Annotated in this window: 20 protein-coding genes; 5 read left to right on the top strand and 15 right to left on the bottom strand. The window is 72.1% G+C overall.

All coding sequences use genetic code 11. The features are described 5' to 3' along the window. The first annotated feature begins 11 nt into the window (after positions 1–11). The gene (locus CG740_RS07270) at positions 12–287 is read left to right on the top strand and encodes a hypothetical protein (RefSeq protein WP_100574112.1); all 276 of its coding nucleotides are present in this window, start codon (positions 12–14) and stop codon (positions 285–287) included. A 61-nt stretch (positions 288–348) separates the two neighbouring features. On the opposite strand, the gene CG740_RS07265 is transcribed toward CG740_RS07270, so the two are convergent. The 4 genes from CG740_RS07265 to CG740_RS07250 form a co-directional block, all read right to left on the bottom strand. Beyond that, a complete protein-coding gene (locus CG740_RS07265) occupies positions 349–1,026 on the bottom strand; it encodes a helix-turn-helix transcriptional regulator (protein ID WP_100574111.1) in 678 nt (225 codons plus the stop codon). A gap of 296 nt (positions 1,027–1,322) precedes the next feature. Beyond that, a complete protein-coding gene (locus tag CG740_RS07260; protein ID WP_100574110.1) occupies positions 1,323–3,209 on the bottom strand; it encodes an outer membrane protein assembly factor BamB family protein in 1,887 nt (628 codons plus the stop codon). A gap of 46 nt (positions 3,210–3,255) precedes the next feature. After that, positions 3,256–5,115, bottom strand: coding sequence for an outer membrane protein assembly factor BamB family protein (locus CG740_RS07255; RefSeq protein WP_100574109.1), 1,860 nt, complete (start codon positions 5,113–5,115; stop codon positions 3,256–3,258). Positions 5,116–5,309: 194 nt separating this feature from the next. Continuing rightward, positions 5,310–7,115 (bottom strand): ABC-F family ATP-binding cassette domain-containing protein, encoded by a 1,806-nt coding sequence (locus CG740_RS07250; RefSeq protein WP_100574108.1) that lies wholly within the window; start codon positions 7,113–7,115, stop codon positions 5,310–5,312. A gap of 161 nt (positions 7,116–7,276) precedes the next feature. On the opposite strand from CG740_RS07250, the gene CG740_RS07245 reads away from it, so the two are divergent. Together CG740_RS07245 and CG740_RS07240 are read left to right on the top strand one after the other, a co-directional pair. Next, entirely contained in the window at positions 7,277–7,948 is a 672-nt protein-coding gene (locus CG740_RS07245; protein ID WP_159030250.1) for a lipoprotein, read from the top strand. Positions 7,949–8,077: 129 nt separating this feature from the next. After that, on the top strand, positions 8,078–8,689 hold the full coding sequence (locus CG740_RS07240; protein ID WP_100574106.1) for a Uma2 family endonuclease: 612 nt from the start codon (positions 8,078–8,080) through the stop codon (positions 8,687–8,689). Position 8,690: 1 nt separating this feature from the next. Here the strand turns inward: CG740_RS07240 and CG740_RS07235 are convergent, their stop codons facing one another. The 6 genes from CG740_RS07235 to rsmI form a co-directional block, all read right to left on the bottom strand. Continuing rightward, entirely contained in the window at positions 8,691–9,593 is a 903-nt protein-coding gene (locus CG740_RS07235) for a 4-(cytidine 5'-diphospho)-2-C-methyl-D-erythritol kinase (protein ID WP_100574105.1), read from the bottom strand. A 263-nt stretch (positions 9,594–9,856) separates the two neighbouring features. After that, complete coding sequence (gene rsmA / locus CG740_RS07230; RefSeq protein ID WP_100574104.1) at positions 9,857–10,720, bottom strand: 16S rRNA (adenine(1518)-N(6)/adenine(1519)-N(6))-dimethyltransferase RsmA; 864 nt, start codon at positions 10,718–10,720, stop codon at positions 9,857–9,859. Further along, positions 10,717–12,048, bottom strand: coding sequence for a resuscitation-promoting factor (locus CG740_RS07225; RefSeq protein WP_100574103.1), 1,332 nt, complete (start codon positions 12,046–12,048; stop codon positions 10,717–10,719). Before CG740_RS07225 ends, rsmA begins: the two co-directional genes overlap by 4 nt. Positions 12,049–12,193: 145 nt before the next feature. Further along, positions 12,194–13,069, bottom strand: a complete 876-nt coding sequence (locus tag CG740_RS07220) for a TatD family hydrolase (protein WP_100574102.1) — start codon at positions 13,067–13,069, stop codon at positions 12,194–12,196. Positions 13,070–13,114: 45 nt separating this feature from the next. Then, a complete protein-coding gene (locus CG740_RS07215) occupies positions 13,115–13,477 on the bottom strand; it encodes a hypothetical protein (protein ID WP_100574101.1) in 363 nt (120 codons plus the stop codon). 192 nt (positions 13,478–13,669) lie between these two features. Next, entirely contained in the window at positions 13,670–14,557 is an 888-nt protein-coding gene (gene rsmI, locus CG740_RS07210) for a 16S rRNA (cytidine(1402)-2'-O)-methyltransferase (RefSeq protein WP_100574100.1), read from the bottom strand. A 76-nt stretch (positions 14,558–14,633) separates the two neighbouring features. On the opposite strand from rsmI, the gene CG740_RS07205 reads away from it, so the two are divergent. After that, on the top strand, positions 14,634–16,409 hold the full coding sequence (locus tag CG740_RS07205; RefSeq protein ID WP_100574099.1) for a dolichyl-phosphate-mannose--protein mannosyltransferase: 1,776 nt from the start codon (positions 14,634–14,636) through the stop codon (positions 16,407–16,409). 134 nt (positions 16,410–16,543) lie between these two features. Then, entirely contained in the window at positions 16,544–18,172 is a 1,629-nt protein-coding gene (locus CG740_RS07200) for a penicillin-binding transpeptidase domain-containing protein (protein WP_100574098.1), read from the top strand. 43 nt (positions 18,173–18,215) lie between these two features. On the opposite strand, the gene CG740_RS07195 is transcribed toward CG740_RS07200, so the two are convergent. The 5 genes from CG740_RS07195 to CG740_RS07175 all read right to left on the bottom strand — a co-directional run bounded on the left by CG740_RS07195 (position 18,216) and on the right by CG740_RS07175 (position 23,398). Next, on the bottom strand, positions 18,216–19,010 hold the full coding sequence (locus tag CG740_RS07195; protein ID WP_100574097.1) for an SDR family NAD(P)-dependent oxidoreductase: 795 nt from the start codon (positions 19,008–19,010) through the stop codon (positions 18,216–18,218). Continuing rightward, positions 19,007–20,170 (bottom strand): serine hydrolase domain-containing protein, encoded by a 1,164-nt coding sequence (locus tag CG740_RS07190; RefSeq protein WP_100574287.1) that lies wholly within the window; start codon positions 20,168–20,170, stop codon positions 19,007–19,009. The genes CG740_RS07195 and CG740_RS07190 overlap by 4 nt, the downstream gene beginning before the upstream one ends. Before the next feature lie 546 nt (positions 20,171–20,716). Next, a complete protein-coding gene (locus CG740_RS07185) occupies positions 20,717–21,484 on the bottom strand; it encodes an energy-coupling factor ABC transporter ATP-binding protein (RefSeq protein ID WP_100574096.1) in 768 nt (255 codons plus the stop codon). A gap of 104 nt (positions 21,485–21,588) precedes the next feature. Further along, complete coding sequence (gene cbiQ, locus CG740_RS07180) at positions 21,589–22,350, bottom strand: cobalt ECF transporter T component CbiQ (RefSeq protein ID WP_100574095.1); 762 nt, start codon at positions 22,348–22,350, stop codon at positions 21,589–21,591. A gap of 1 nt (position 22,351) precedes the next feature. Continuing rightward, positions 22,352–23,398, bottom strand: coding sequence for an energy-coupling factor ABC transporter permease (locus CG740_RS07175; protein WP_100574094.1), 1,047 nt, complete (start codon positions 23,396–23,398; stop codon positions 22,352–22,354). Between the last annotated feature and the right edge of the window lie 19 nt (positions 23,399–23,417).

Raw genomic sequence — 23,417 nt, 5'->3', positions numbered from 1 at the left:
GAGGCCAAGACATGTCCGAACTGCACCGTGAAGTCTCCGAGTTGGAACAGAAGTCGGCGTCGGCCGCGCGGCTCTTCGACATCCGCCGGATCATCGGCGGCCTGTTCACCCTGTACGGGGTGATCGTCGGCGCGGCGGGGGTCTTCGCCTCCGACGCGGATCTGAAGAAGGCACAGGGCATCAACATCAACCTGTGGACCGGGCTCGGCATGCTGGTCCTCGGGGTGTTCTTCCTCGTCTGGCTGAAGCTGCGGCCCACCGCGCCCCCGGTCCCGGAGGAGGGCTGACGCAGCGGAGGCCGGCCGGGCGAGGGCGGGGCGCCGCGGCCGGGGCCCGAAGGGAGCCCGGCTAGGGCGCCTTGGCGTGGGCGGCCCGGTCGAGCAGGCCCGTCCGCGCGGCGAGGGCCGCCGCCTCAAGGCGGGAGCCCACCCCCAGCTTCATCAGGACCCGCTGGACGTGGGTGCGGGCGGTGGACGGCGCTATGCCCATGCCGGCCGCGATCAGCCGGGTGTCCTCGCCGTCCGCGACCCGCACCAGGACCTCCACCTCGCGCGGGGTCAGCAGATGCAGCAGCCGCTGGCCCTCGTCGTCGGGCTGGGCGGCGGGGTTGAGCAGTTCGGCGAAGGCGCCCTGGAGGAGCTGCGGGGCGACCGCCGCCTCCCCCGCCCTGGCCTTGACCATGGCCCGTTCGACACCCTCGATGCGCTCGTCGTGACGCACATAGCCGGACGCCCCGGCCGCGAACGCCGCCGCGATCCCGCGCGGGCTCGGCACCGGGCCGAGCACCACCACGGCGACCTGCGGCCGCTCCCGCTTGATCCGTACGATCGGGTCGAACACCCCGGGTTCGGCGGGCGCCGCCGTGCCGAGCAGGCACACCTCCGGCGCCCGGCTCACCACCAGATCGGCGGCCCCGGCGACCGGAGCCGTCGCGGCGAGCACCCGGTGGCCCCGCAGTTTCAGCGCCGAGGCGAGTGCCTCGGCGAGCAGCCGGTGGTCGTCGACCACCATGAGCCGCACGCCCATCGAGCTACCCCCATCCCCCCGGCCCCTCTTGCCCCGGCAAGCTACACGCTTGTTCGACGCCGCGCGCCGCTTACCTGTAAGAAGCCCCCAGAATGCCGAATTCTCCTGCACTCAGGCGTGGTTGAGGAAGTACGAGGGACGGCGAAACGACAATCTCGGCCGTTTTCCGGCCCGCCCCGCAGGCCCCCACCTGCGGCGCAGGACACCGGGAGGAGCCGTACGGAAGGGGCCGGAAAGGCGAAGGCCCCGGCGGCGGAGCGCGAACTCCGTCGGCGGGGCCTTCGTCGGGCGGCGGCTCAGTTCGTGCCGGTCGCCATGAACAGGAACTTCTTCGCGGCGTCGTTCGCCGAGTACGGCTTGCTCAGGAGCTGCGCGCCCAGGTAGAGGCGGCCGTTGCCGTACAGGATGTCGGCGTACTTCCCGGAGAACGACGTGATCGCGTCGCGGACCGTCCGGTCGGCCGGGTTCTCCAGGAGCAGCGTCGACTTGAGGCTGCCGCCGTCGATGCTGACGACCTGCGTGCCCTTGTCGTACGGGGCGTCCTTGTAGGCGATGACGTTGTTGCCGTCCATGCGCAGCGGGAACATCGTGTAGCCGTCGCCCGCGTCCGCCCTGCCGGGGACGGGCCGGCCGGTGGCCAGGTCGAAGGCGAGGATCTCGTTGGTGCGGCCGAGCGAACCGGTGGAGCCGCTCGCCGCGTTGTCGTGCTCCTCGGTCGGCACATACAGCTTGCCGCCCCCGGCCACGACCATCGTGCACTTCTCCACGGAGGTGCTGTCGCAGCTGGCCGAGTACTTGTCGCCGGGGGCCGGGATGCGCGCGAGGAGCTTGCCGGTCTTGTCGTCGACGGAGAAGAAGTCGGAGATGCCGCTGCCGTCGCCCGCGCTGTCGCCGACATCGGCGGCGAGCACCAGCGGCTTGGAGGAGACGATGTGGAGGTAGTCGATGCCGGGCAGCACCTTGTACGTGGAGAGCGGCTGGCCGCTCTTGGGGTCGAGGGGCTGCACGGTGATGGTGGGCTTGTCGTAGTCGCCGCACTTGCGGACGGCCACCAGCGCGTCACCGCCGCCGTAGCCGACGTCCTTGCACTGGTCGGCGGTGGTGGTCGGCTTCCACAGTTCCTTGCCGGTGTTCAGGTCCCAGGCCGCGCCGCCGTCGAGCCCGCCGGCCGCGACCGTGCCCGCGCCGACGGTGATCTCGTCGAACCGGGTCTTGCGGTCGCCGGTGGCGCCCTTGATGTCGGCCTGCCACAACAGCTTGCCGGTGTTGAGGTCGAGGCCCGCGGCCTCGGTGCAGGAGGCGTACTTGGAGCCGCCGTCCTGGCTCTCGAAGGCGAACGCGGTCTTGCCGTCGGCCGAAACGTGCGGGCTCGCCTCGCACACGTTGCCGGTCAGCGGGAGCTTCCAGACCTCGGTCCCCTTGGCGGGGTCGTAGCCGACGATCTCCTTGACACCGGCCTTGACGTACACCTTGTCGGTGAGCCAGGAGCCGTGCACCGAGGTGAGGTCGGTGACCTTGGGCTGGGGGGTCTGGAAGAGCACCCTGGCCGCGGTGTTGGCGGGCTTCTTCTCCTTGCCGCCGCCCCCGGTCGTGCTGCCGCCGTCGCCCTTGGCTCCGCCGGTGTCGCCCTGGGCGCTGTTCGTGCCGTCGTCCTTGCCGGAGGCGTACCAGATGCCGCCGCCGACGATCAGGGCCACCGCGACGACCGCCGCGATGATGATCGACAGCTGGGTGCTGGGCCTCTTGCCACCGGGCTGCCCACCGGGGCCGGGCGCGCCCGGCATCCCGTACTGCGGCTGCATCGGCTGGGTCGGCGGCTGCCCGGGATAGCCGTAGCCGGGCTGCGCGGGCTGGGTCGGGGGCTGGCCCGGGTAGCCGTAGCCCGGCTGCTGGGGCGGGGTCGCCGGGTAGCCGTAACCGGGCTGCTGGGGCGGGGTCGCCGGGTAGCCGTAACCGGGCTGCTGCGGAGGGGTCTGGGGGTAGCCGTAGGCCGGGGGCCCGGCCGGCGGCGGGGTGCCCGGCGGGCCGGCGGGCGGCGGCGGGGTGGGTGCGCCGAAGCCGCCGGCGGGCGGCTCCTGGGGCGTGCCGAACCCGGGGGCCGGGGGCTCCTGGGGCGCGCCGAAACCCGGGGGCGTGTCCTCGGGGCGTGGGGGCTGCTGGGGCTGCTGGGGTGGCTGGCTCATACCGGGGGGACCTCTGACTGGAAGGCGGGGAGGGGGAGTTGGGGCGTCACTTGCCGAAGGACAGGAGTGCGTGGTCCTTCTTGTCGCCCTTGGGGCTGTTCACCCGCCCGTTGAGGACGAACACGCGCCCGCCCGCCCAGGTGATGTGAGGGCTGTAGAAGTTCTGCTCGGTATCGACGGCGGCCGACGGGCTCTGGAGCGTGATCTGCGGCGTGCCTCCGCCGGTGGGCACGGTCGCGATCGCGGCCGCCTGCTCGTCGATGCCGGGCTCGACGTACAGCACGACCTTGCCGCCCTCGACGGCGATCGGCTCCATGGTGCGGCCCTTGGGCGCGGACGCGTGCCACTTCTCCTTGCCGGTGCCGAGGTCGATGGCGACCACGTCGTTGGTGCGGCCCACCCCGAGCTCGCCGCTGTCCTTGCCTTCGGTGGAGATGTAGAGGGTGTCGGCGTCCGCCGCGGTGCCCGAGCAGTCCTGGAGCTGCCGGTCGACGATGCCGAACCCGCTGCATTTCGCGGTCAGTTGGGACTTGGAGTCGACCTGTGAACGGATCTTGCCGTCAGCGGTGAACGTGGCGATGTTCCACGTCTTCTTGTCCTTGTTGGTGGCGTAGACGACGAGCGGGTCCATCGAGTAGATGCGCCGGATCGACCAGCCCTTCTCGTACTGGTAGTTCCACTTGGACTTGCCGGTGGCCGGGTCGAGCTCCTGGAGGAGTTCCGACTGGGGGGCGTCCGCGCCGCTGTTGTTCGGGTCGGTGCAGGTGCCCACCGAGATGAGCTTGGGGCCGCCCGCGAACGCGTCCGAGCGGCAGTTGCCGGTCTTCGGGGTCCCGTACAGCTTCTTGCCGTCGGTGACGGAGAACCCGCTCGCGCCGCCCATGCGGGCGAGCGCCACGGTGTTGCCGCTGATCGCCATGTCGAAGCTGACCATGATGTCGAAGGCGTTCTCGGACGGCACCGGCGCCTTCCAGCCCGCCTTGGCCGCGGCCAGGTCGACCATCTGGAGCTGATTGCACTTCGCGTTCTTGTCGTTGCTCTCCTCGACACCGAAGACGATCTTTCCGTCCGCCGTGGTGTCGTGCGGCGCGCCGCAGATGGGGGTGTCCAGGGGCACCTTCCACTTCTGCTTCCCGTCGGCGGCGCCGTAGCCGACGACCTCTTTGTACATGGCCTTCACGACGACGTCGCCGAGGCGCCAGGGGCCGTACTGCTCGGCGCCGTTCTGGGTCAGGGGCGTCTCGTTCTCCAGCAGCCAGACCGGTGCCTCGCCGGGCTTGATACCGCTGTTGATCCCGCCGTCGGACCCGGCGCGGCCGGTGCCCTTGCCGTCACCCTGGTCGACGGAGGGGGAGCCGGAGGGAGCCGCGCTGTGGCTCTTGTCGGCGACGGGCTTCTTGTCGTCACCGCCGCCGCTCGTCGCCAAGTACACGCCCCCGCCGATGACCAGGAGGCCCGCGACCGCCGCGGCCACGATCATCGCGGGCCTGCCCTTGAACGGGTTCTTGCCACCGCCCTGCGGGGGCGTCGGAGCACCGGGGTACTGCGCCTGACCGGGGTACGGCGGCTGACCGGGGTGGCCGTAGCCGGGCTGCGGGGTCCCCGCGTACGGGTTGGGCTGCGTGGGCGGCTGACCGGGATAGCCGTAGCCGGGCTGCGGGGGCGGGGCCGCGGGATAGCCGTAGCCGGGCTGCTGCCCGGGCGCCTGCGGATAGCCGTAGCCGGGCTGCCCGGCCGGCGGGGCCGGGGGTGCCTGCGGCGGCCGGGCCGGCGGGGTGGGCGGAGCGGCCGGCATCTGCGGCGGCTGCGCCGGCGGCCCGGGCGGCTGCGCGGGCGGTTGCTGGGGCTTGTCCTGCGGTGCTCCGAAGCCACCCTGCGGTGGCTGCGAACTGGGCGGCTGAGTCACAGCGAGATACCCCCGAATTTGCGTCTGTGCGTCTTTACGCCAGTCGAACGGAGCTACTTTCTATCACTCGGGGCAGAACAGGCCACGGGCCGGTCATCCCTGTTCCCAAGGGAGAACCGGCCCGTAATGCCGCCGTTACTGAGTTCCCACGCCGTCTCTACGCGAGCGCCGCAACACGCCCCCGGAGGTATGCGTCAGGCGTCCTCGGCCAGTTCGAGCCAGCGCATTTCCAACTCGTCGCGTTCGACGATCAGTTCGCGCAGTTCGGCATCCAGTTTCGCCACCTTCTCGAAGTCCGTGGCGTTATCGGCGATTTGCGCATGCAGATGCGTCTCACGCTCATTGATCTTGTTGAGCTGCCGCTCGACCTTCTGGAGTTCCTTCTTCGCGGCGCGGGCGTCCTGGGCCGAAACGGCGCTCGCGGGCCGGGCGGCGGGGGCCGCGCTCGGCGCGGGCGCGGACTCGATCATCCGCTGCCTGCGCTCCAGATACTCGTCGATGCCGCGCGGCAGCATCCGCAGCGCGGCGTCGCCGAGCAGCGCCCAGACGTGGTCGGTGGTGCGCTCGATGAAGAACCGGTCGTGCGAGATGACGACCATGGAGCCCGGCCAGCCGTCGAGGAGGTCTTCGAGCTGGGTCAGCGTCTCGATGTCGAGGTCGTTGGTGGGCTCGTCGAGGAAGAGGACGTTGGGCTCGTCCATGAGGAGCCGCAGCAGCTGGAGCCGCCTGCGCTCGCCGCCGGAGAGGTCACCGACCGGCGTCCACTGCTTCTCCTTCGAGAAGCCGAACTGCTCGCAGAGCTGACCGGCCGTCATCTCGCGGCCCTTGCCGAGGTCGACGCGGTCGCGGATCTGCTGGACGGCCTCCAACACCCGCAGCGCGGGCGGGAGTTCGGCCACGTCCTGGGAGAGGTAGGCGAGCCTGACGGTCTTGCCGACGACGACCTTGCCGGCGGCCGGCTGCGCCTCGCCCGCGGTGCGCCAGGCCTCGGTGAGCGTACGCAGCAGCGAGGTCTTGCCCGCGCCGTTCACGCCGACCAGGCCGATGCGGTCGCCGGGGCCGAGCTGCCAGGTGAGGTGCTTGAGCAGCAGCTTCTCGCCGGCCTGTACGGTCACGTCCTCCAGGTCGAAGACGGTCTTGCCGAGCCGGGCGTTGGCGAACTTCATCAGCTCGCTGGTGTCGCGCGGCGGCGGCACGTCCGCGATGAGCTCGTTGGCGGCCTCGATGCGGTAGCGCGGCTTGGAGGTGCGGGCCGGGGCGCCGCGGCGCAGCCAGGCCAGCTCCTTGCGCATCAGGTTCTGCCGCTTGACCTCTTCGGTGGCGGCGATGCGCTCGCGCTCGGCGCGGGCGAAGACGTAGTCGGAGTAGCCGCCCTCGTACTCGAAGACCGAGCCGCGCTGGACGTCCCACATCCGGGTGCAGACCTGGTCGAGGAACCAGCGGTCGTGGGTGACGCAGACGAGGGCCGAGCGCCGGGCCTGGAGGTGCCGGGCGAGCCAGGAGATGCCCTCGACGTCGAGGTGGTTGGTGGGCTCGTCGAGCACGATCAGGTCGGGCTCGCCGATGAGCAGCTTGGCGAGCGCGATGCGGCGGCGCTCGCCGCCGGACAGCGGCGCGATGACGGTGTCCAGGCCCTGCGCGAACCCGGGCAGGTCGAGCCCGCCGAACAGGCCGGTGAGCACATCGCGGATCTTGGCGTTGCCGGCCCACTCGTGGTCGGCGAGGTCGCCGATGACCTCGTGCCGCACGGTGGCCTGCGGGTCGAGCGAGTCGTGCTGGGTGAGCACGCCGAGCCGCAGCCCGCCCACGTGGGTGACGCGGCCGGTGTCCGGCTCCTCCAGCTGCGCGAGCATCCGGATCAGGGTGGTCTTGCCGTCGCCGTTGCGCCCGACGACACCGATCCGGTCCCCTTCGGAGACGCCGAGGGAGACTCCGTCGAGCAGGGCACGGGTCCCGTACACCTTGCTGACTGCCTCGACATTGACCAGGTTGACGGCCATTTCACTCCTGAGCAGGGGGATGGATCGTCGTCCAGAGTAGTCGCCGCGGCGGGGTGGCGGCGGGCGGCAACGATCAAGGGGGCGTCCGCGGGGTCATACGATGGTCAAATCCTCGAATTACGAGGTTTATGGGGCGGACGATGCATATAAGGGGCGGGATCTTGAAGCGGTATGTGGCGCGGGGCGCGGTCGCGGCGGCACTGGCGGGGGCGGCCCTGGTCGGGTGCGGCGAGCAGCAGGAGTCGGCGTCGCGGAACCCGTCCCCCGCCGCGGGCTCCACGAGCGGGACTTCGACGGCCGGGACCTCGCCCGCACCTGGCCGGACCGCGGTGACCAAGGACGGCAGGGTGGGCGCCCCGGGAACGGTCTGCGTCATGCCGGTCTCCTTCGAGCCGGCGCCGGACTGGAAGCCGAAGCCGGTGCCACGGTTGGCCGCCGACTCCCCGCTCGCCTCGTGGACCAAGCACGGCCCGTTCGATCTGGCCTGCGAGATCGACGCGAAGCCCGCGGGGCACCTCGGCTATCTGCGGGCCTGGGTCCAGAACTCCTCAACGGGCATGCCCCGTGCGGCACTTGAGTCCTTCGTCGGCGCCGACCGGACGGCGAGCAGGGCGACGTACCGGGAGACCAAGGCGGGTTCGCTGCCCGCGGCGGAGGTAGTCTACGAGACGTACAGCAAGCTGCTGGACGAGTCGAAGCAGGAACACGCCCTGGCGGTCGTCACCCCCAGGGGCACGCTGGTACTGCACCTGGGCGGCCTGGACACCCAGGAGCACCAGGACATGCTTCCGGCGTACGAGCTGGCCAAGCGGAGCATGCGGCTCGCGTCGTAGCGGGCGGGCGGCGCCCGGACACCGCTCGGGCGAGCCCCTCCCGAACACGCCATCCCCTCGTCACCCTTCGTAGTGACGAGATCGGAAAGCGGCGGCTACCGTGGACGGGCAGGCCCGAGAATCCCGTCCATGGGAGGAACCATGACCGCCGCCAAGTCCGTGGAGCACCGCCAGTCGTGGCCTGTGCCGCCCCTGGACGGCTACACCGTGGACGACCTGTTCACGCTGCCCGATCTCCCGTCTCACACCGAGTTGATCGACGGGAGCCTGATCATTGTGAGCCCGCAGCGATACTTCCACTTCCTCGTGATGGAGCTACTGATGAAGGGCATTCGCCAAGCCCTGCCGCCGGAGCTGAAGGTCGTACGGGAGATGGCCGTGGTGCTCGACCGGCAGAACGTTCCCGAGCCGGACATCAGTGTGGTCCATGCCTCCTCGATCAGCGGGCCGGATCTGACCCGCTTCGAGGCGGAGGACGTCCTGCTGGCCGTCGAGGTCGTGTCACCGGAATCCGAGTCCCGGGACCGCACGACCAAGCCGATGAAGTACGCCGCCGCCGGCATCCCGAACTACTGGCGGGTGGAGCGGGGCGGTGCGGACGACATTCGGCCGGTGGTTCACGTCTACGAGCTCGACCCGATGACGCACGCGTACGTCCACATGGGCTTGCAGCGCGAGCAGCTCAAGGTGGGTAAGCCGTACGCCATCGAGGTCGACCTCACCGCGATCGACGAGCTCTGACTCAGTCCGTCAGCACCGTCGCCCCCGGGGCCGGGGACGTGGTCGCGCGGGCGGTGCGGCAGGTGCCGGAGTCGGTGAGGGCGGCGGCCACCTGGTGGGCCGCTTCGGCGTCCGCGCACAGGAAGGCCGTGGTCGGGCCCGAGCCCGAGACCAGGGCGGCGAGCGCGCCCGCCGCCGTGCCCGCCGCGAGGGTGTCCGCGAGCGAGGGGCGCAGCGAGAGCGCGGCGGCCTGGAGGTCGTTGGCGAGGGTGGCCGCGAGAGCCTTGGCGTCGCCGGTGCGCAGCGCGTCGAGCAGGGCCGGGGCGGCGGCGGGTTCGGGGGCGTCCGGGGTGAGGCGGTCGAACTCGCGGTAGACGGCCGGGGTGGAGAGCCCGCCGTCGGCGACCGCGAACACCCAGTGGAAGGTGCCGCCGACCTCCAGCGCGGTGAGCTTCTCGCCGCGCCCGGTGCCGAGCGCCGCGCCGCCGACCAGGCCGAAGGGGACGTCGCTGCCCAACTCGGCGCAGATGTCGAGGAGTTGGCCCTGGCTCGCTCCCGTACCCCACAGCGTGTCGCAGGCCAGGAGCGCGCCCGCGGCGTCCGCGCTGCCGCCGGCCATGCCGCCCGCGACGGGGATGTCCTTGTCGATGTGGATGTGCACATGGGGCTGGATGCCGTGGCGTGCGGCGAGCAGTTCCGCGGCGCGGGCGGCCAGGTTCGTACGGTCCAGGGGGACCTGGGCGGCGTCCGGTCCTGTGCAGGTGATGCGGAGTTCGTCGGCGGGGGTGACCGTGACGGTGTCGTGGAGGGCGACCGCCAGGAAGACGTTGGCGAGGTCGTGGAAGCCGTCCGGGCGGGCGGGGCCCACGCTCAGCTGCGTGTTGACCTTGGCGGGGACGCGGACGGTGACGGTGCGGGGGCTCACGGGGGGCGGGGCTCCTTCGGCTGGGGCGCCCCCATTTTCCCCCACCCCGGGGGGTTGAACTGCCCTCGGCTCCGCCCCGGACCCCGTTCGCGCCTCAAGGGCGCTCGTCCTCGAACTCCCCCAAGGCCTCCAGGGACAGGGGGGACCCCCATGACGGGCTGAAATGCCCGGTGCGGGCCCGCACCGGGCATTCAGGGGCGCGGGGAACTGCGCGACCAGCCACGCACGGCCCGCAGCCGAACTGAAGGGGGCCCAGGCGACCGTCAGCTCGGCCGGTGCTCAGCGATCGCCGCGAACTCCTCCACCGTCAGCGCCTCGCCCCGCGCCTGGGGCGACACCCCGGCCGCGACCAGGGCCGCCTCGGCCGCCGCGGGCGAGCCCGCCCACCCGGACAGCGCGGCCCGCAGGGTCTTGCGGCGCTGCGCGAACGCCGCGTCGACCACCGCGAACACCTCCGCCTTGGCGGCGGTCGTCTCCACCGGGGCCGCGCGGCGGACCAGCGAGACGAGCCCGGAGTCGACGTTCGGCGCGGGCCAGAACACGTTCCGCCCGATCGATCCGGCCCGCTTGACGTCGGCGTACCAGTTCGCCTTGACCGACGGCACCCCGTACACCTTGTTGCCCGGCTTCGCCGCGAGCCGGTCGGCGACCTCCGCCTGGACCATGACCAGGGTGCGCTCGATGCTCGGGAAGCGGTCCAGCATGTGGAGGAGGACCGGGACGGCCACGTTGTACGGGAGGTTCGCGACCAGGGCCGTGGGGGCCGGGCCCGGCAGGTCCTGGACGAGCATCGCGTCGGAGTGGACCAGCGCGAAGCGGTCGGCCCGCGCGGGCATCCGCGCCTCGATCGTCGCGGGCAGCGCCGCCGCGAGCACGTCGTCGATCTCGACGGCCACCACCCGGTCCGCCGCCTCCAGGAGCGCGAGCGTCAGCGAGCCCAGACCCGGTCCCACCTCGACCGCGACGTCGTCGGGGCGGACCTCGGCGGTCCGCACGATCCGGCGGACCGTGTTGGCGTCGATGACGAAGTTCTGGCCGCGCTGCTTGGTGGGGCGTACGCCAAGCGCTGCGGCCAGTTCGCGGACATCGGCGGGGGTAAGGAGTGCGTCGGGCTCAGTGGTGCTCACCGATACAGCCTACGGCCGCAGTGCGGCCACGGGCTCGCCCCCCGGCTCACGAAGAGCTTCTTCGCCCGGAACGTCTGCTCGGCGGCCGGTGCCTGCTCGGCCCGCCCGCTGCCGCCGAGCGCGTGCCAGGTGCCGGGGTCGAACTGGTAGAGCCCGCCGTAGGTGCCCGACGGGTCGAGGGCGGCGGGCCGGCCGCCGGACTCGCAGTGGGCCAGGCCGCTCCAGTTGAGGTGCTCGGCGCCGCCCACCGAGGACGGCAGTGCCTTGGTGCCGATCCTGATCTGCTGGGTGACCGGCGCGCGGACGACCTCCTCGGCGATCTTCTTCGGCTTCTGCTTGACGCCGTTGACGGTCCGCAGCGCGTACGTGACCTTGCGGGCGCCCTTCTCGCCCTGCCGGACCACGACCTGGGTGCCCGCGAAGAGCGTCGCGTCCTTGGTCTTCTCGACCTTGAACGGGATGGGCTCCTCGCGCACCTCCTTGGTGCCGCTGATCCGCATCACGGTGACCGTCTGCCCGTCGCGCGGGAAGGAGGCGCCGGGCACGGACGTGGTGTCCTGGCCCTGGAGGGAGATCCCGGCCTCCTGGAGCGCCTCGGCGACGGTGGCCGCGTTGGTGCGCAGGGTGCGTTCGCGGCCGTCCGCGAGGAAGGTCACCGAGCGTTCGGTGCGTACGTCCAGGGCGAGGCCCGCGCGGCCGATCTCCGAGGAGCGGGACGCCGACAGATAGGCGCCCTCGGCGCGCACCCCGAGCTGGCGCAGGGCGCCCTCGACGGTGCGGGCCGTCGTCCACACCTGGCGGCGCTGTCCGTCGAGGGTGAGCTGGACCGGGCGGCCGTAGCGGACCACGACCTCGTCGCCGCCGGCCAGTGCGGCGTCGGGGCCGGGCGCCACGATGTCGTGCGTGCCGACCGGTACGTGTTCGTCGGCGAGGAGCTCCTCGACACTGCCGGCGAAGGTGTGCATGGTGCGGGGCACGCCGTCGACGGTGAGTTTGACCGCCTTGTCGGTGACCAGGAACGCGGAGGTGCCGCCGGCCAGGAACGCGACGACCAGGGCCTGCGGGATGAGCCGGCGCAGCTTGTCGGGGCCGCCCGACGACTTGCGGCGCCGCGCCGCCCGGCGCGCCCCGGCCCGCCCGCCGCCGTCCGCGTCCGGAGGGGGTGCCGGCTGGAACGCTTCGGGGCCACGCGGCTCGGGGACGGGGGCCACGGGCGCGGTCCGGGTCTCGTGGTCGGCGTACGCGGTGGCGTAGGGAGGCGGCGCCGTGACGGTGGCGGCGCGGTGGCCGCCGCGTGCGGCACGGTGACTGCCCTGCGAATTGCTCACGACGCTCCAGGGTCCGGTCCGGTGGTGCGGGCCGGGACATTAGCGGAGGGACGGTCACTCTCCAAAGCGACTCGACTACGCAGTGTCGTGGCATTACCCTGCGCGCCACCGCCGAACGGCGCCGAAGGGCCGGATTCGTTATCGCTCAGTAATCAAACGCCCGCGCGGTGTTGTCGGCGATCGCCGCGGCCAGCACGTCTTCGTGCACGCCCTTGACGGCGGCCATGGCGCGTACCGTGACCGGAATGAGATACGGCGCATTGGGCCGTCCGCGGTACGGCGCCGGCGTGAGGAACGGCGCATCCGTCTCGACGAGAACGAGTTCTTGCGGGGCGACCGCGAGAGCGTCCCGCAGCGGCTGGGCGTTCTTGAAGGTCACGTTTCCCGCGAAGGACATGAAGTACCCGTATTCGGCGCAGAGTTCGGCCATTTCCGCGTCGCCGGAATAACAGTGGAAGACGGTCCGTTCGGGGGCGCCTTCCTCGCGCAGAATACGCAGCACATCGGCGTGCGCCTCGCGATCGTGGATGACGAGCGCCTTGTTGTGGCGCTTGGCGATCTCGATGTGCGCCCGGAACGACCGCTCCTGGGCGCCCTTGCCCTCGGGCCCGGTCCGGAAGTGGTCGAGGCCGGTCTCGCCGACGGCCTTGACCCACGGCAGCGCGGCGAGGCGCTCGATCTCGGCGAGGGCCTCGTCCAGGGCCCCTTCGCCGCCGGGGCCGCGCGCGCCCTGGCGCGACCATCCGTCCGGATCCCCGTGGACGATCCGGGGCGCATCGTTGGGGTGCAGGGCGACGGCCGCGTGGACGGCCGCGTACGCCTCGGCGGTGTCCGCGGCCCATTGGGAGCCCTTCACGTCGCAGCCCACCTGGACCACAGTGGTGACGCCGACGGCCGCGGCCTTTTCCAGGGCCTGTTCGACCGTGCCGTCCTGCATGTCCAGGTGGGTGTGCGAATCGGCCACCGCCACGCCGAGGGGTTCGGGCAGCGGGGGCGGGGCGTCCTTCTTGGCGGCACTCATGCCGCCGATCCTACGAAAGGGCACGTGCCCCCTGCGCCCTGGTGCCTACTTGCGGTGGAAGGGGTGCAGGAGGTCGGACAGGTGCCAGTGGTGCTCCGGCTTCACGGTGGCGTCGGCCGCGTCCTGGGGTCCGGGCTGGGCCGGGGCGGACGCGCGGTGCTGGACCTGCTGCGCGGAGGACACCCGCCCGGCGCGCATGATGCGCACCACGTGTCCGCCGCAGTTGAGGCAGGTCGGGGCGGACAGCGGGGAAGGCACCCGGTCGCCGTTGGCCTTGTATATGACGAATGCCTGGCCGGAGGCGTCTACGTGGTGCTCTATTTCGTACGCCTGTTCCCAGCCGTATCCGCACCGCATGCACGCGAAGGCGTACGCCTCGTGTGCCGTGGTCTCAGCGATCTCACTCATGTGCCGGCTCCTCTTGTCCGCTGGACAAGCTCTTGCGAGCGCTCTTACGAGCGGGGGCGAAAGGTCCCCCGATCCAGGAGACGCCTTTCGCTGCCAAAACGCATCAGGTGCTGTCGAGAGTTGGCGCGGTCTTGGCCTTTCCTAGGGCTGCGTGCATTTCCCTGCCCCGGTGCGCGGCCTGCGTTTTACTTTTTACGATAGTCCTTTACCGTCCGCGGGGCTCTGACGTGCCGCGTTCTTTGCCGCGACCACCGCGTCGAAGACGTCCCGCTTGGGTAGACCGGTCTCGACGGCGACGGCCGCGATGGCCTCCTTGCGCCGCTCCCCCGCCTCCTCCCGCACCTGCACGCGCCGCACCAGCTCGGCCGCGTCCAGGTCGGCGGGCCCGCTGTCGGGCGCGCCCTCGACCACGACGGTGATCTCGCCGCGCACCCCCTCGGCCGCCCACACCGCGAGGTCCTTCAGGGGGCCGCGCTTGACCTCCTCGTACGTCTTGGTCAGCTCCCGGCACACCGCGGCGCGCCGCTCGGCGCCGAACACCTCGGCCATCGCGGCGAGGGTGTCGTCGAGGCGGTGCGGGGCCTCGAAGTAGACGAGGGTGCGCCGCTCCCCGGCGACCTCGCGCAGCCGCCCGAGGCGTTCGCCGGCCTTGCGCGGCAGGAAGCCCTCGAAGCAGAAGCGGTCCACCGGCAGCCCGGACAGGGCCAGCGCGGTGAGCACGGCGGAGGGGCCCGGCACCGCCGTGACCTTGATGTCCTTCTCGACACAGGCCGCGACCAGGCGGTAGCCGGGATCGGAGACCGAGGGCATGCCCGCGTCGGTGACGAGCAGCACCCGGGCGCCGCCTTCGAGCGCCTCGACCAGCTCGGGGGTGCGCGCCGACTCGTTGCCCTCGAAGTAGGACACGACCCGGCCCGTGGTGTGCACGCCGAGCGCCTGGGTGAGGCGGCGCAGACGCCTGGTGTCCTCGGCGGCGACGACGTCGGCCCGCTCCAGTTCGGCGGCGAGCCGGGGCGGGGCGTCCGCGGTGTCGCCGATGGGGGTGCCTGCGAGTACGAGTGTTCCGGTCACGCCGACCATCCTCGCAGCCCGCCGGGGCGGAGGCCGCCGGGCCCGGCCACGGGACTCCCATAGGCGAGTTCCCTACGATGGCGCGGTGACCAGTACTGCGCCACCGACCCTTCCGGGCCACGAAGCCGGGGACGAGCCGCCCTCCTGGGCGCACCGCATGCGCCGGTTCGGCCATGTCGTGCGGCCGAGAAGCGGGCTGCGCGAGCGCCTGGTGCCGCCCTTCGCCAAGCCCGCCGGGCAGCTGTGGACGGTGCTGGGCATCGGACCGGAGGCGGCGGCGCGCATCGTGCGCTGGTCGGCGTGGGTCGGGCCGCTCCTGGTGACCCTGGTCGCGGGCCTGATGCGGTTCTGGCACCTGGGCTCCCCGCACGCGGTGATATTCGACGAGACGTACTACGCCAAGGACGCCTGGGCGCTCATCAACCACGGCTACGAGGGCGACTGGCCGAAGGACATCGACAAGTCGATCCTCGCCAACCCGGACCTCATCTCGGTGCCCACCGCACCGGGTTACGTGGTGCATCCGCCGGTCGGCAAGTACCTGATCGGCATCGGCGAGAAGATGTTCGGCTTCACGCCGTTCGGCTGGCGCTTCATGGTCGCCGTGCTCGGCACCCTGTCGGTGCTGCTGATCTGCCGGATCGGGCGGCGCCTGTTCCGCTCGACGTTCCTGGGCTGCCTGGCGGGCGCGCTGCTCGCGGTCGACGGGCTGCACTTCGTGATGAGCCGCACCGCGCTGCTCGACACGGTCGTCATGTTCTTCGTCGTGGCCGCCTTCGGCTGCCTCCTGGTCGACCGCGACCGTACGAGAGCCAGGCTCGCGGCCGCGCTGCCCGAGGGCGAGGACGGGCAGCTGCGCCCGGACGCCGGGATCGCGGCGAGTCTGCGGTTCGGCTGGCGGCCCTGGCGGATCGGCGCCGGGATCATGCTGGGCCTGGCCTGCGGCACCAAGTGGAACGGCCTGTACATCCTGGTCTTCTTCTGTGTGATGGCCGTCCTGTGGGACGTGGGCGCGCGGCGCACGGCGGGCGCGGTCAGCCCCTACCGGGCGGTGCTCCGCCGGGACGCGTTCTGGGCGTTCGTGTCCACGGTGCCGGTGGCGATCGCCACGTACATGGTGTCGTGGACGGGCTGGTTCGCCACCGACAAGGGGTACGGGCGGCACTGGGCGGACGGCCGCGCGGGCCTGTCCCCCGACCACATCAAGCTCCCGGTCATCGGCACGATCAACCATCTGCCGCAGTTCGACCTGAGCTGGGTGCCGGCCTCGCTGCGCAGCTTCTGGCACTACGAGACCGAGGTCTACAGCTTCCATGTCGGCCTCACCGAGGGCCACACCTACCAGTCGAACCCGTGGAGCTGGCTGGTCCTCGGCCGGCCGGTCTCGTACTACTACGAGAGCCCCGGCCCCGGCACCGACGGCTGCCCCTCGGACGCGGGCGGCAAGTGCGCCGCCGAGGTCCTGGCGCTCGGCACTCCGCTCCTGTGGTGGGCCGCCTGCTTCGCCCTCCTGTACGTCCTGTGGCGCTGGATCTTCCGGCGCGACTGGCGGGCGGGCGCGATCGCCTGCGGCATCGCGGCCGGATACCTGCCCTGGTTCCTGTACCAGGAGCGGACGATCTTCTTCTTCTACGCGGTCGTCTTCGTGCCGTTCCTGTGTCTCGCGGTGGCGATGATGGTCGGCGCGATCATCGGGCCACCGGGCTCCGGGGAACGGCGGCGCGCGGTCGGGTCGATCGGGGCCGGCGTGCTCGTGCTGCTCATCATCTGGAACTTCGTGTACTTCTGGCCCATCTACACCGGTACGCCCATCCCGCTGGACTCCTGGCGCAGCCGGATGTGGCTGGACAGCTGGGTGTGAGGCCGGTCGCGTTCCGGTAACCGTTCGGACAACTGCGAGACCCGCTGTCACTCCTGTCCCGTAGAGTCGCTCCCAATCAACTCCTTGAACATGTTCAAGGAATTCGGGGGACTCCTGGGGAGGGGAACTGCGGGATGCGCAGCGGAGCGAAGGTCGCCATCGTGGGCGGGGTGTTCGTGGTGGTCGCCGGAGGTGTGGCGTACGGGGGGTACGCGCTGGTCGGCGGCAGCGACGACAAGGGCCCCGGCGGTACGCACACCCAGGGCGCTCCCGCCCGCACCGGGCCGCCGGGAGCGGACGAGATCAAGGAGACGTCGACCGCGTTCCTCCAGGCCTGGGCGAAGGGCGACGCGGCGGGGGCCGCCGCCCTCACCAACAACCAGGCGGACGCCTCGGCGGCCCTGTCCGGATTCAGCGAGCAGGCGCACATCACGAACGTGACGGTCACGCCGGGCGCGCCGAACGGCGCGGTCGTCCCGTACACGGTGAAGGCCGACGTCTCGTTCGGCGGAAAGACGGCTCCGCTGGCCTACGCCTCCCAACTCACCGTCGTACGCGGCCAGTCCACGCACAAGCCGCTGGTCGACTGGCAGCCCGCGGTGCTCCACCCGCAGCTGAAGAAGGGTGAGCGCCTGGTGACCGAACCGGCGCAGAACCCGGAGATCCAGGCGGTCGACTACAAGGACCGTCCGCTGACCAAGGAGAAGTACCCCTCGCTCGGGGCGATCCTGGACGGGCTGCGCGAGAAGTACGGCGCGAAGGTGAACGGCACGCCGGGCGTCGAGCTCCAGATCCAGGGCAACGGCACCCCGGCGCGCACTCTGATCACCCTCCAGAAGGGCACGCCGGGCAAGCTGAAGACGACCCTCGACGCGGATGTGCAGGCCGCCGCCGAGCAGGCCGTGAAGCGCTTCGGGGAGTCCTCGGTGGTCGCCGTCAAGCCGAGCACCGGCGAGATCCGGGCGGTCGCGGACAACCGGAACGACAAGTTCCCGGCCTCCCTCCAGGGCCGGGTGGCCCCCGGCTCCACGATGAAGATCGTCACGGCGACGATGCTGATCGAGAAGGGCAAGGTGTCCGCGGACAAGCCGGCCGTGTGCCCCGCGGACGTGCAGTGGGAGGGCGTCACCTTCCACAACCTGGACAACTTCTCGCTCCCCAGCAGCGAGCCCTTCTCGAAGAGCTTCGCCAAGTCCTGCAACACCGCCTTCATCAAGCACATCCACGAGGTGAACGACGACGGAGCGCTGGGCCGGGTCGCCGCCAACTACTTCGGCATCGGCCAGGACTGGAAGGTCGGCGTGCCGACCTTCGACGGCAGCGTGCCCGCGTCGGCCGGCGCCGAGACGGCCGCCGCCTACATCGGGCAGGGCAAGGTCCAGATGAGCCCGCTCGACATGGCGTCGGTCGCGGCGACCGCGAAGTCGGGCCGGTTCCGCCAGCCGGTGATCGTGCCGCAGTCCCTCGACGGCCGCGAGCTGGCCCAGGCCGACCCGCTGCCGTCGAACATCGCCGCCCAGCTGCGCGCGATGATGCACATCACCGCGACCGCCTCGTACGGAACCGCGACGGAGGCCATGGCGAGCGTCGGCGGGGAGAAGGGCGCGAAGACCGGCTCGGCGGAGAAGGACGGCCAGAACAAGTCCGACAGCTGGTTCACCGGCTACAGCGACGACCTCGCGGCCGCCGCGCTCGTGCAGTCCGGCGGCCACGGCGGGACGGCGGCGGGGCCCATCGTCGCGCAGGTCCTGCGGGCGGGCTGAGACCGGCTCGCGGGGGCGTCCCCGGCCGCGGCCGCCGGGGGCCTCACACGTCGTCGTCCGTGCGCCGGAAGCCGGTGTTGACGGCGAGGATGCCGCCGTCCACGCGCAGGGTGGTGCCGGTGATCCAGGACGCGTCGGACGAGGCCAGGAAGGCGACGGCCGCCGCGATGTCCTCGGGCCGGCCGACGCGGCCCAGCGGGTACAGCGCCGACAGCCGCTCCAACTGGGCCTCGCGGCCCTCCCACGCGGGGGTGCGGATGGTGCCGGGGTGCACGAGGTTGACCCGTACCCCGCGCGGCGCGGCGTGCCCGGCGAGCGTACGGGTCAGGGAGGCGAGGCCCGCCTTGGCGGCGCTGTAGGCGTGGTTGCCGAAGTCCTGCTCGCCGTTGACCGAACCGATGCTCACGATCGCGCCCCGGCCGGAGGCCGCCAGGTGCGGGAGGGCGGCGCGGGCGCAGCGGAAGGCGCCGGTGAGGGTGACGTCCAGATCGCGGGCCCACTCCTCGTCGTCCTCGTCCTCGAAGCGGTCGGCGTCCGGGGAGCAGGAGTACGCGTTGTTCACCAGGACGTCGAGCCGGCCGAACTCCTCGACGGCGAAGGCGACCGCGGCCTCCACCGAGGCGCGGTCGGAGACGTCGCAGTGCCGGGCGACGGCGCCCTTCAGCCCGGCGGCCGTCGCCTCCGCACTCGCCAAGTCGATGTCGGCGAGGAGGACTTGGGCGCCCTCGTCGGTCAGTCTGCGCGCGACGGCGGCACCGATGCCGCGTCCCGCGCCGGTGATCAGCACGGTGTGGCCCTCGAAACGTGCGGTGCGCGAAGGGAATTGAGGATGCGTCATACGGTCGAACGTAGCGCCCTCACCAGGGCCTGGGCACGGGGGTCCGCGGTGACGCCCTTCTGGAGCCCGTTGGTCACATAGCCGAACGCGAGGCCCGACTCCGGGTCGGCGAAGCCCAGCGAACCGCCGCGCCCGGGGTGCCCGAAGGAACCCGGGGCGAGCAGCGGGGCGGCGGGGCCGTGCAGCATGTAGCCGAGCCCGAAGCGGGTGTTCACGACCAGCACCCGGTCGGGCCCCGCGCTCTCCTCGGTGCGGGCCAGGGTGAGCGTGGCGGGCGCGAACAGGCGCCGCCCGCCGTCGACTTGACCGATGGTGGCGGCGTAGAAGCGGGCCAGCGCGCGGGCCGTGGAGATGCCGGCGGAGGCGGGCAGCTCGGCCGCGCGGTAGGCGGGGTCGTTCTCGTCGGGCATCGGGTCGATCGCGCCGAACGCGCGGCGGGTCGGCGAGTCGGGGTCCGCGTAGGCCTCGCTGACGTTCCGCTTGGGCCGCAGCCGCAGGCCGCCCTCGCCCTCGGGCGCCTCGACGGGGCCGATGCGGCCCACCCGGTGCGCCTCGGTGTCCGGTACGCCGAGCCAGAAGTCCAGGCCGAGCGGTCCCGCTATCTCCTCGGCGAGCCAGCGGCCGATGGTGCGCCCGGTGACCCGCCGGACCAGCTCGCCGAGCAGCCAGCTGTACGTCTGGGCGTGGTAGCCGTGTGCGGTACCGGGCTGCCAGAGCGGGGCCTGGGCGGCGACGGCCGCGGGGCCGCTCTCGCCGTCGGCGGCCTCGGCGGGGGTGAGCGGGCGGTCCAGCGCGGGCACGCCCGCCCGGTGCGCGAGCAGATGGCGTACGAGCGTGCGCTCCTTGCCGGCGGTCTTGAACTCCGGCCAGTACGTCGACACCGGGGCGTCCAGGTCGAGGCGGCCGCGCTGGTGCAGGAGCAGGGGGACGGCGGCGGCCACGCCCTTGGTGGCCGAGCGCACGATCTGGGCGGTGTCCAGCGCCCAGGGGGCGGGGCCGTCCACGTCCTTGGTGCCGGCCCACAGGTCGACGACCTTCTGGCCGTCGCGGTACACGGCTACGGCTGCGCCCCGGTCGCCGCGGTGCGTGAAGTTCCGCACGAACGCGTCCCTCACCGGTTCGTAGCCCGGTGTTACGGCGCCCTGTACGTCGACCACGATCCGCTCCCCACGCTGCCGGGCGCCCCACCGACCCCCACCCTCCCATGGTGCCCGACCCCCGACTCCCCCTGGGGCTCCGCCCCAGACCCCTGCGGGGGCTCCGCCCCCTGCACCCCCGTTCGCGCCTGAACGGCGCTCGTCCTCAATCGCCGGACGGGCTGGGTATGCCTGTACGGACCAGCACCGAGCCATTCGGGGCCACCTACAGGGGCGCGAGGAACTGCGCGAGAAGCAACCACGGCCCGCGCACGCAGACGGGGTTAGGGGCGCGAGGAACTGCGCGAAAAGCGACCACGGCCCGCAGACCAAAACGGGGTTAGGGGCGCGAGGAACTGCGCGAGAAGCGACCACGACCCGCAGACCGAAACGGGGTTAGGAGCGCGAGGAACTGCGCGAGGAGCGACCGCGGCCCGCAGGCGAACCGGGCGGGGCCCGGGGGCGCAGCCCCGGGAGCGCGCCCACCCACGCTCCGCCCCCGGAGGGTTTGGGGAAGGGGCGGGGAGGGGCGAAACCCCGGGGCCCGGGGCGGAGCCCCGGTGGGCCCCGTTACGCGCTCGCACCCCCCAGCGGAGCAACCGTCGACGACGGATCGAAACCGAACGGCAGCTCCAGGCGATGCGCACGCATCAGCGCCCCGTCCGACAGGACATCCACCGTGGCCCCGTCCGCCGCGATGACCCCGTCACTCAGGATCACCGACCGCCCGCACAACTCCAGCGCATAGGGAAGGTCATGGGTCACCATGAGCACCGTGACGTCCAACCCCCGCAGAACGTCCGCCAGTTCACGCCGCGACGCCGGATCGAGGTTGGACGACGGCTCGTCCAGGACCAGGATCTCCGGGGACATCGAAAGCACCGTCGCGACGGCGACCCGGCGCCGCTGCCCGAAGGACAGGTGGTGCGGCGGCCGGTCGGCGTACTCGGCCATCCCGACCTGGGCCAGCGCCCCCATCACCCGCTCCTCCAGCTCCGCACCCCGCATCCCGGAAGCGGCAGGGCCGAAGGCGACGTCCTCGCGCACGGTGGGCATGAAGAGCTGGTCGTCGGGGTCCTGGAAGACGATGCCGACCCGGCGCCGGATCTCGGCGAGGTTCTTCTTGGCGACGGGCAGCCCGGCCACCTGCACCGATCCGGCGCCCCCTTCGAGGATGCCGTTGAGGTGCAGGACGAGGGTGGTCTTGCCGGCGCCGTTGGGGCCGAGCAGCGCGACCCGCTCGCCGCGGGCCACCGTGAGGTCGACGCCGAAGAGCGCCTGGTGGCCGTCGGGGTAGGCGAAGGCGAGCCCGGACACTTCGAGGGAGGGAACGTTCATGGTGGCCTCAGGAGTAGGCGTGGGGGCAGGCACAGGAGCAGGCGAGGGAGCAGGCACGGAGGCAGGCGTGGGAGCCACCGGGTGCGGGGAGGTGCCGGGCGTCGTCACAGCGTCCAGCCGAGCAGGCAGACGGCCAGCGCCGCCACCGGCAGCGCGGCGGCCCGCGTCCACTGGGCGCGGGTGGCCGTCACCTCGTCGATCACCGGCATGGACCCGGCGTACCCGCGGCTGACCATCGCGAGGTGGACGCGTTCGCCGCGTTCGTAGGAGCGGATGAAGAGCGCGCCCGCCGATTTGGCGAGGACGCCCCAGGAGCGCACCCCGCGCGCTTCGAAGCCGCGCGAACGGCGGGCGATGGACATGCGCCGCATCTCGTCGGTGATGACGTCCCCGTACCGGATCATGAACGACGCGATCTGGACCAGCAGCGGCGGCAGCTTGAGGCGCTGGAGGCCGAGCAGCAGGGCACGCAGTTCGGTGGTGGAGGCGAGGATCACGGACGCGGCGACGCCGAGCGTGCCCTTGGCCAGGACGTTCCACGCGCCCCACAGCCCGTTCACGCTGAGCGGGAGGCCGAGGACGTGCACCTGCTCGCCGGGCACGACGAACGGCATGAGCACCGCGAACGCGACGAACGGGATCTCGATGAGCAGCCTCTTGAGGAGGTAGCCCGCCGGGATGCGGGCCGCTCCCGCCACCAGGGCGAGCAGCACGGCGTACAGCGCGAAGGCCCACATCGCCTCGCGCGGTGTGGACACCACCACGACCACGAAGAGGAACACCGCCGCGAGCTTGCAGTGCGGGGGCAGTTCGTGGACCGGCGAGTGCCCGTGCCGGTAGAGCCGGTGGGAGTGGCCCGCTCCCATGTCAGACCGTTTCCGGGGTGCGCTCGGGGGCGCTGTTGGTGCGGCGCCGGCGCACGGCCCAGAACACTCCGCTGCCCACGGCGACGGTGGCACCGACGCCGATCACCCCGGCGAGGCCGCCGGCCAGCCGGGCGTCGCCGACGTCCTTGACCGAGTAGTCGGCGAGCGGCGAGTCGGAGGACGCGTGCTGAGTGGTCTTGGTGTCGATGCCCTTGTCGTGGGCGACCTTCTCCAGGCCGTCGGGGCTGGCGGAGGCGTAGAACGAGACGAACCCGGCGAGCAGCAGGGCGGTGACGATGCCGAAGCCCCACACCTTGCGGGTGGACCCGGCGCGGGCGGCGGCCGGGGCGGCGGCGGGCGCGTCCACGAGTTCGCCGCCGACGCGCAGCTTGAGCGGCGCGGTCAGGCCGCGGGCGCCGTGCACCAGGTCGGGGCGCACCGCGATGACGGCGCCGACCGTGAGCGCGGTGATGGCGGCCTCGCCGATGCCGATGAGGATGTGCACGCCGACCATGGCGGTGAGCACCTTGCCGATCGGCACGTCGGTGGTGCCGCCGAGCGCGTAGATCGCGGTGAAGACGAGGGCGGCGGCCGGCACCGAGACGAGTGCGGCCACGAAGGAGGCGGCGGTCACCGAGCGGCGGGTGCGGGGCAGCACCTTGACCAGGGCGCGGAACAGGACGTAGGCGACGACCGTGGTCGTGATCGCCATGTCGGTGATGTTGACGCCGAGCGCGGTGAGGCCGCCGTCGGCGAAGAGGATGCCCTGCATGAGCAGGACCACGGAGACGCACAGCACGCCCGTATAGGGCCCGACGAGTATCGCGGCGAGCGCGCCGCCCAGGAGATGGCCGCTGGTGCCGGCCGCGACGGGGAAGTTCAGCATCTGCACGGCGAAGATGAACGCGGCGACCAGGCCGGCGAGCGGCGCCGTCTTTTCGTCCAATTCCCGCCGCGCCCCGCGCAGGCTGACGGCGATGGCGCCTGCGGCGACCACGCCTGTGACCGCCGATACAGGTGCGTTGATGAATCCGTCGGGTACATGCATGGGTGGACTCCGATTTCCC

Source organism: Streptomyces sp. CB01201 (assembly GCF_002803085.1).
In the GTDB taxonomy this organism is placed as follows: domain Bacteria; phylum Actinomycetota; class Actinomycetes; order Streptomycetales; family Streptomycetaceae; genus Streptomyces; species Streptomyces hundungensis.
The sequence above is the reverse complement of the archived record's forward strand: the minus strand, read 5'-3'. Positions and strand labels throughout refer to the sequence as shown.

Bases quoted from the DNA above. Each gene is read 5' to 3' on its own strand.
- CG740_RS07270 (WP_100574112.1), top strand. From the start codon at position 12: ATGTCCGAACTGCACCGTGAAGTCTCCGAGTTGGAACAGAAGTCGGCG.
- CG740_RS07265 (WP_100574111.1), bottom strand. From the start codon at position 1,026: ATGGGCGTGCGGCTCATGGTGGTCGACGACCACCGGCTGCTCGCCGAG.
- CG740_RS07260 (WP_100574110.1), bottom strand. From the start codon at position 3,209: ATGAGCCAGCCACCCCAGCAGCCCCAGCAGCCCCCACGCCCCGAGGAC.
- CG740_RS07250 (WP_100574108.1), bottom strand. From the start codon at position 7,115: ATGGCCGTCAACCTGGTCAATGTCGAGGCAGTCAGCAAGGTGTACGGG.
- CG740_RS07240 (WP_100574106.1), top strand. From the start codon at position 8,078: ATGGGAGGAACCATGACCGCCGCCAAGTCCGTGGAGCACCGCCAGTCG.
- CG740_RS07220 (WP_100574102.1), bottom strand. From the start codon at position 13,069: ATGAGTGCCGCCAAGAAGGACGCCCCGCCCCCGCTGCCCGAACCCCTC.
- CG740_RS07215 (WP_100574101.1), bottom strand. From the start codon at position 13,477: ATGAGTGAGATCGCTGAGACCACGGCACACGAGGCGTACGCCTTCGCG.
- rsmI (WP_100574100.1), bottom strand. From the start codon at position 14,557: ATGGTCGGCGTGACCGGAACACTCGTACTCGCAGGCACCCCCATCGGC.
- CG740_RS07200 (WP_100574098.1), top strand. From the start codon at position 16,544: ATGCGCAGCGGAGCGAAGGTCGCCATCGTGGGCGGGGTGTTCGTGGTG.
- CG740_RS07195 (WP_100574097.1), bottom strand. From the start codon at position 19,010: ATGACGCATCCTCAATTCCCTTCGCGCACCGCACGTTTCGAGGGCCAC.
- CG740_RS07185 (WP_100574096.1), bottom strand. From the start codon at position 21,484: ATGAACGTTCCCTCCCTCGAAGTGTCCGGGCTCGCCTTCGCCTACCCC.
- cbiQ (WP_100574095.1), bottom strand. From the start codon at position 22,350: ATGGGAGCGGGCCACTCCCACCGGCTCTACCGGCACGGGCACTCGCCG.
- CG740_RS07175 (WP_100574094.1), bottom strand. From the start codon at position 23,398: ATGCATGTACCCGACGGATTCATCAACGCACCTGTATCGGCGGTCACA.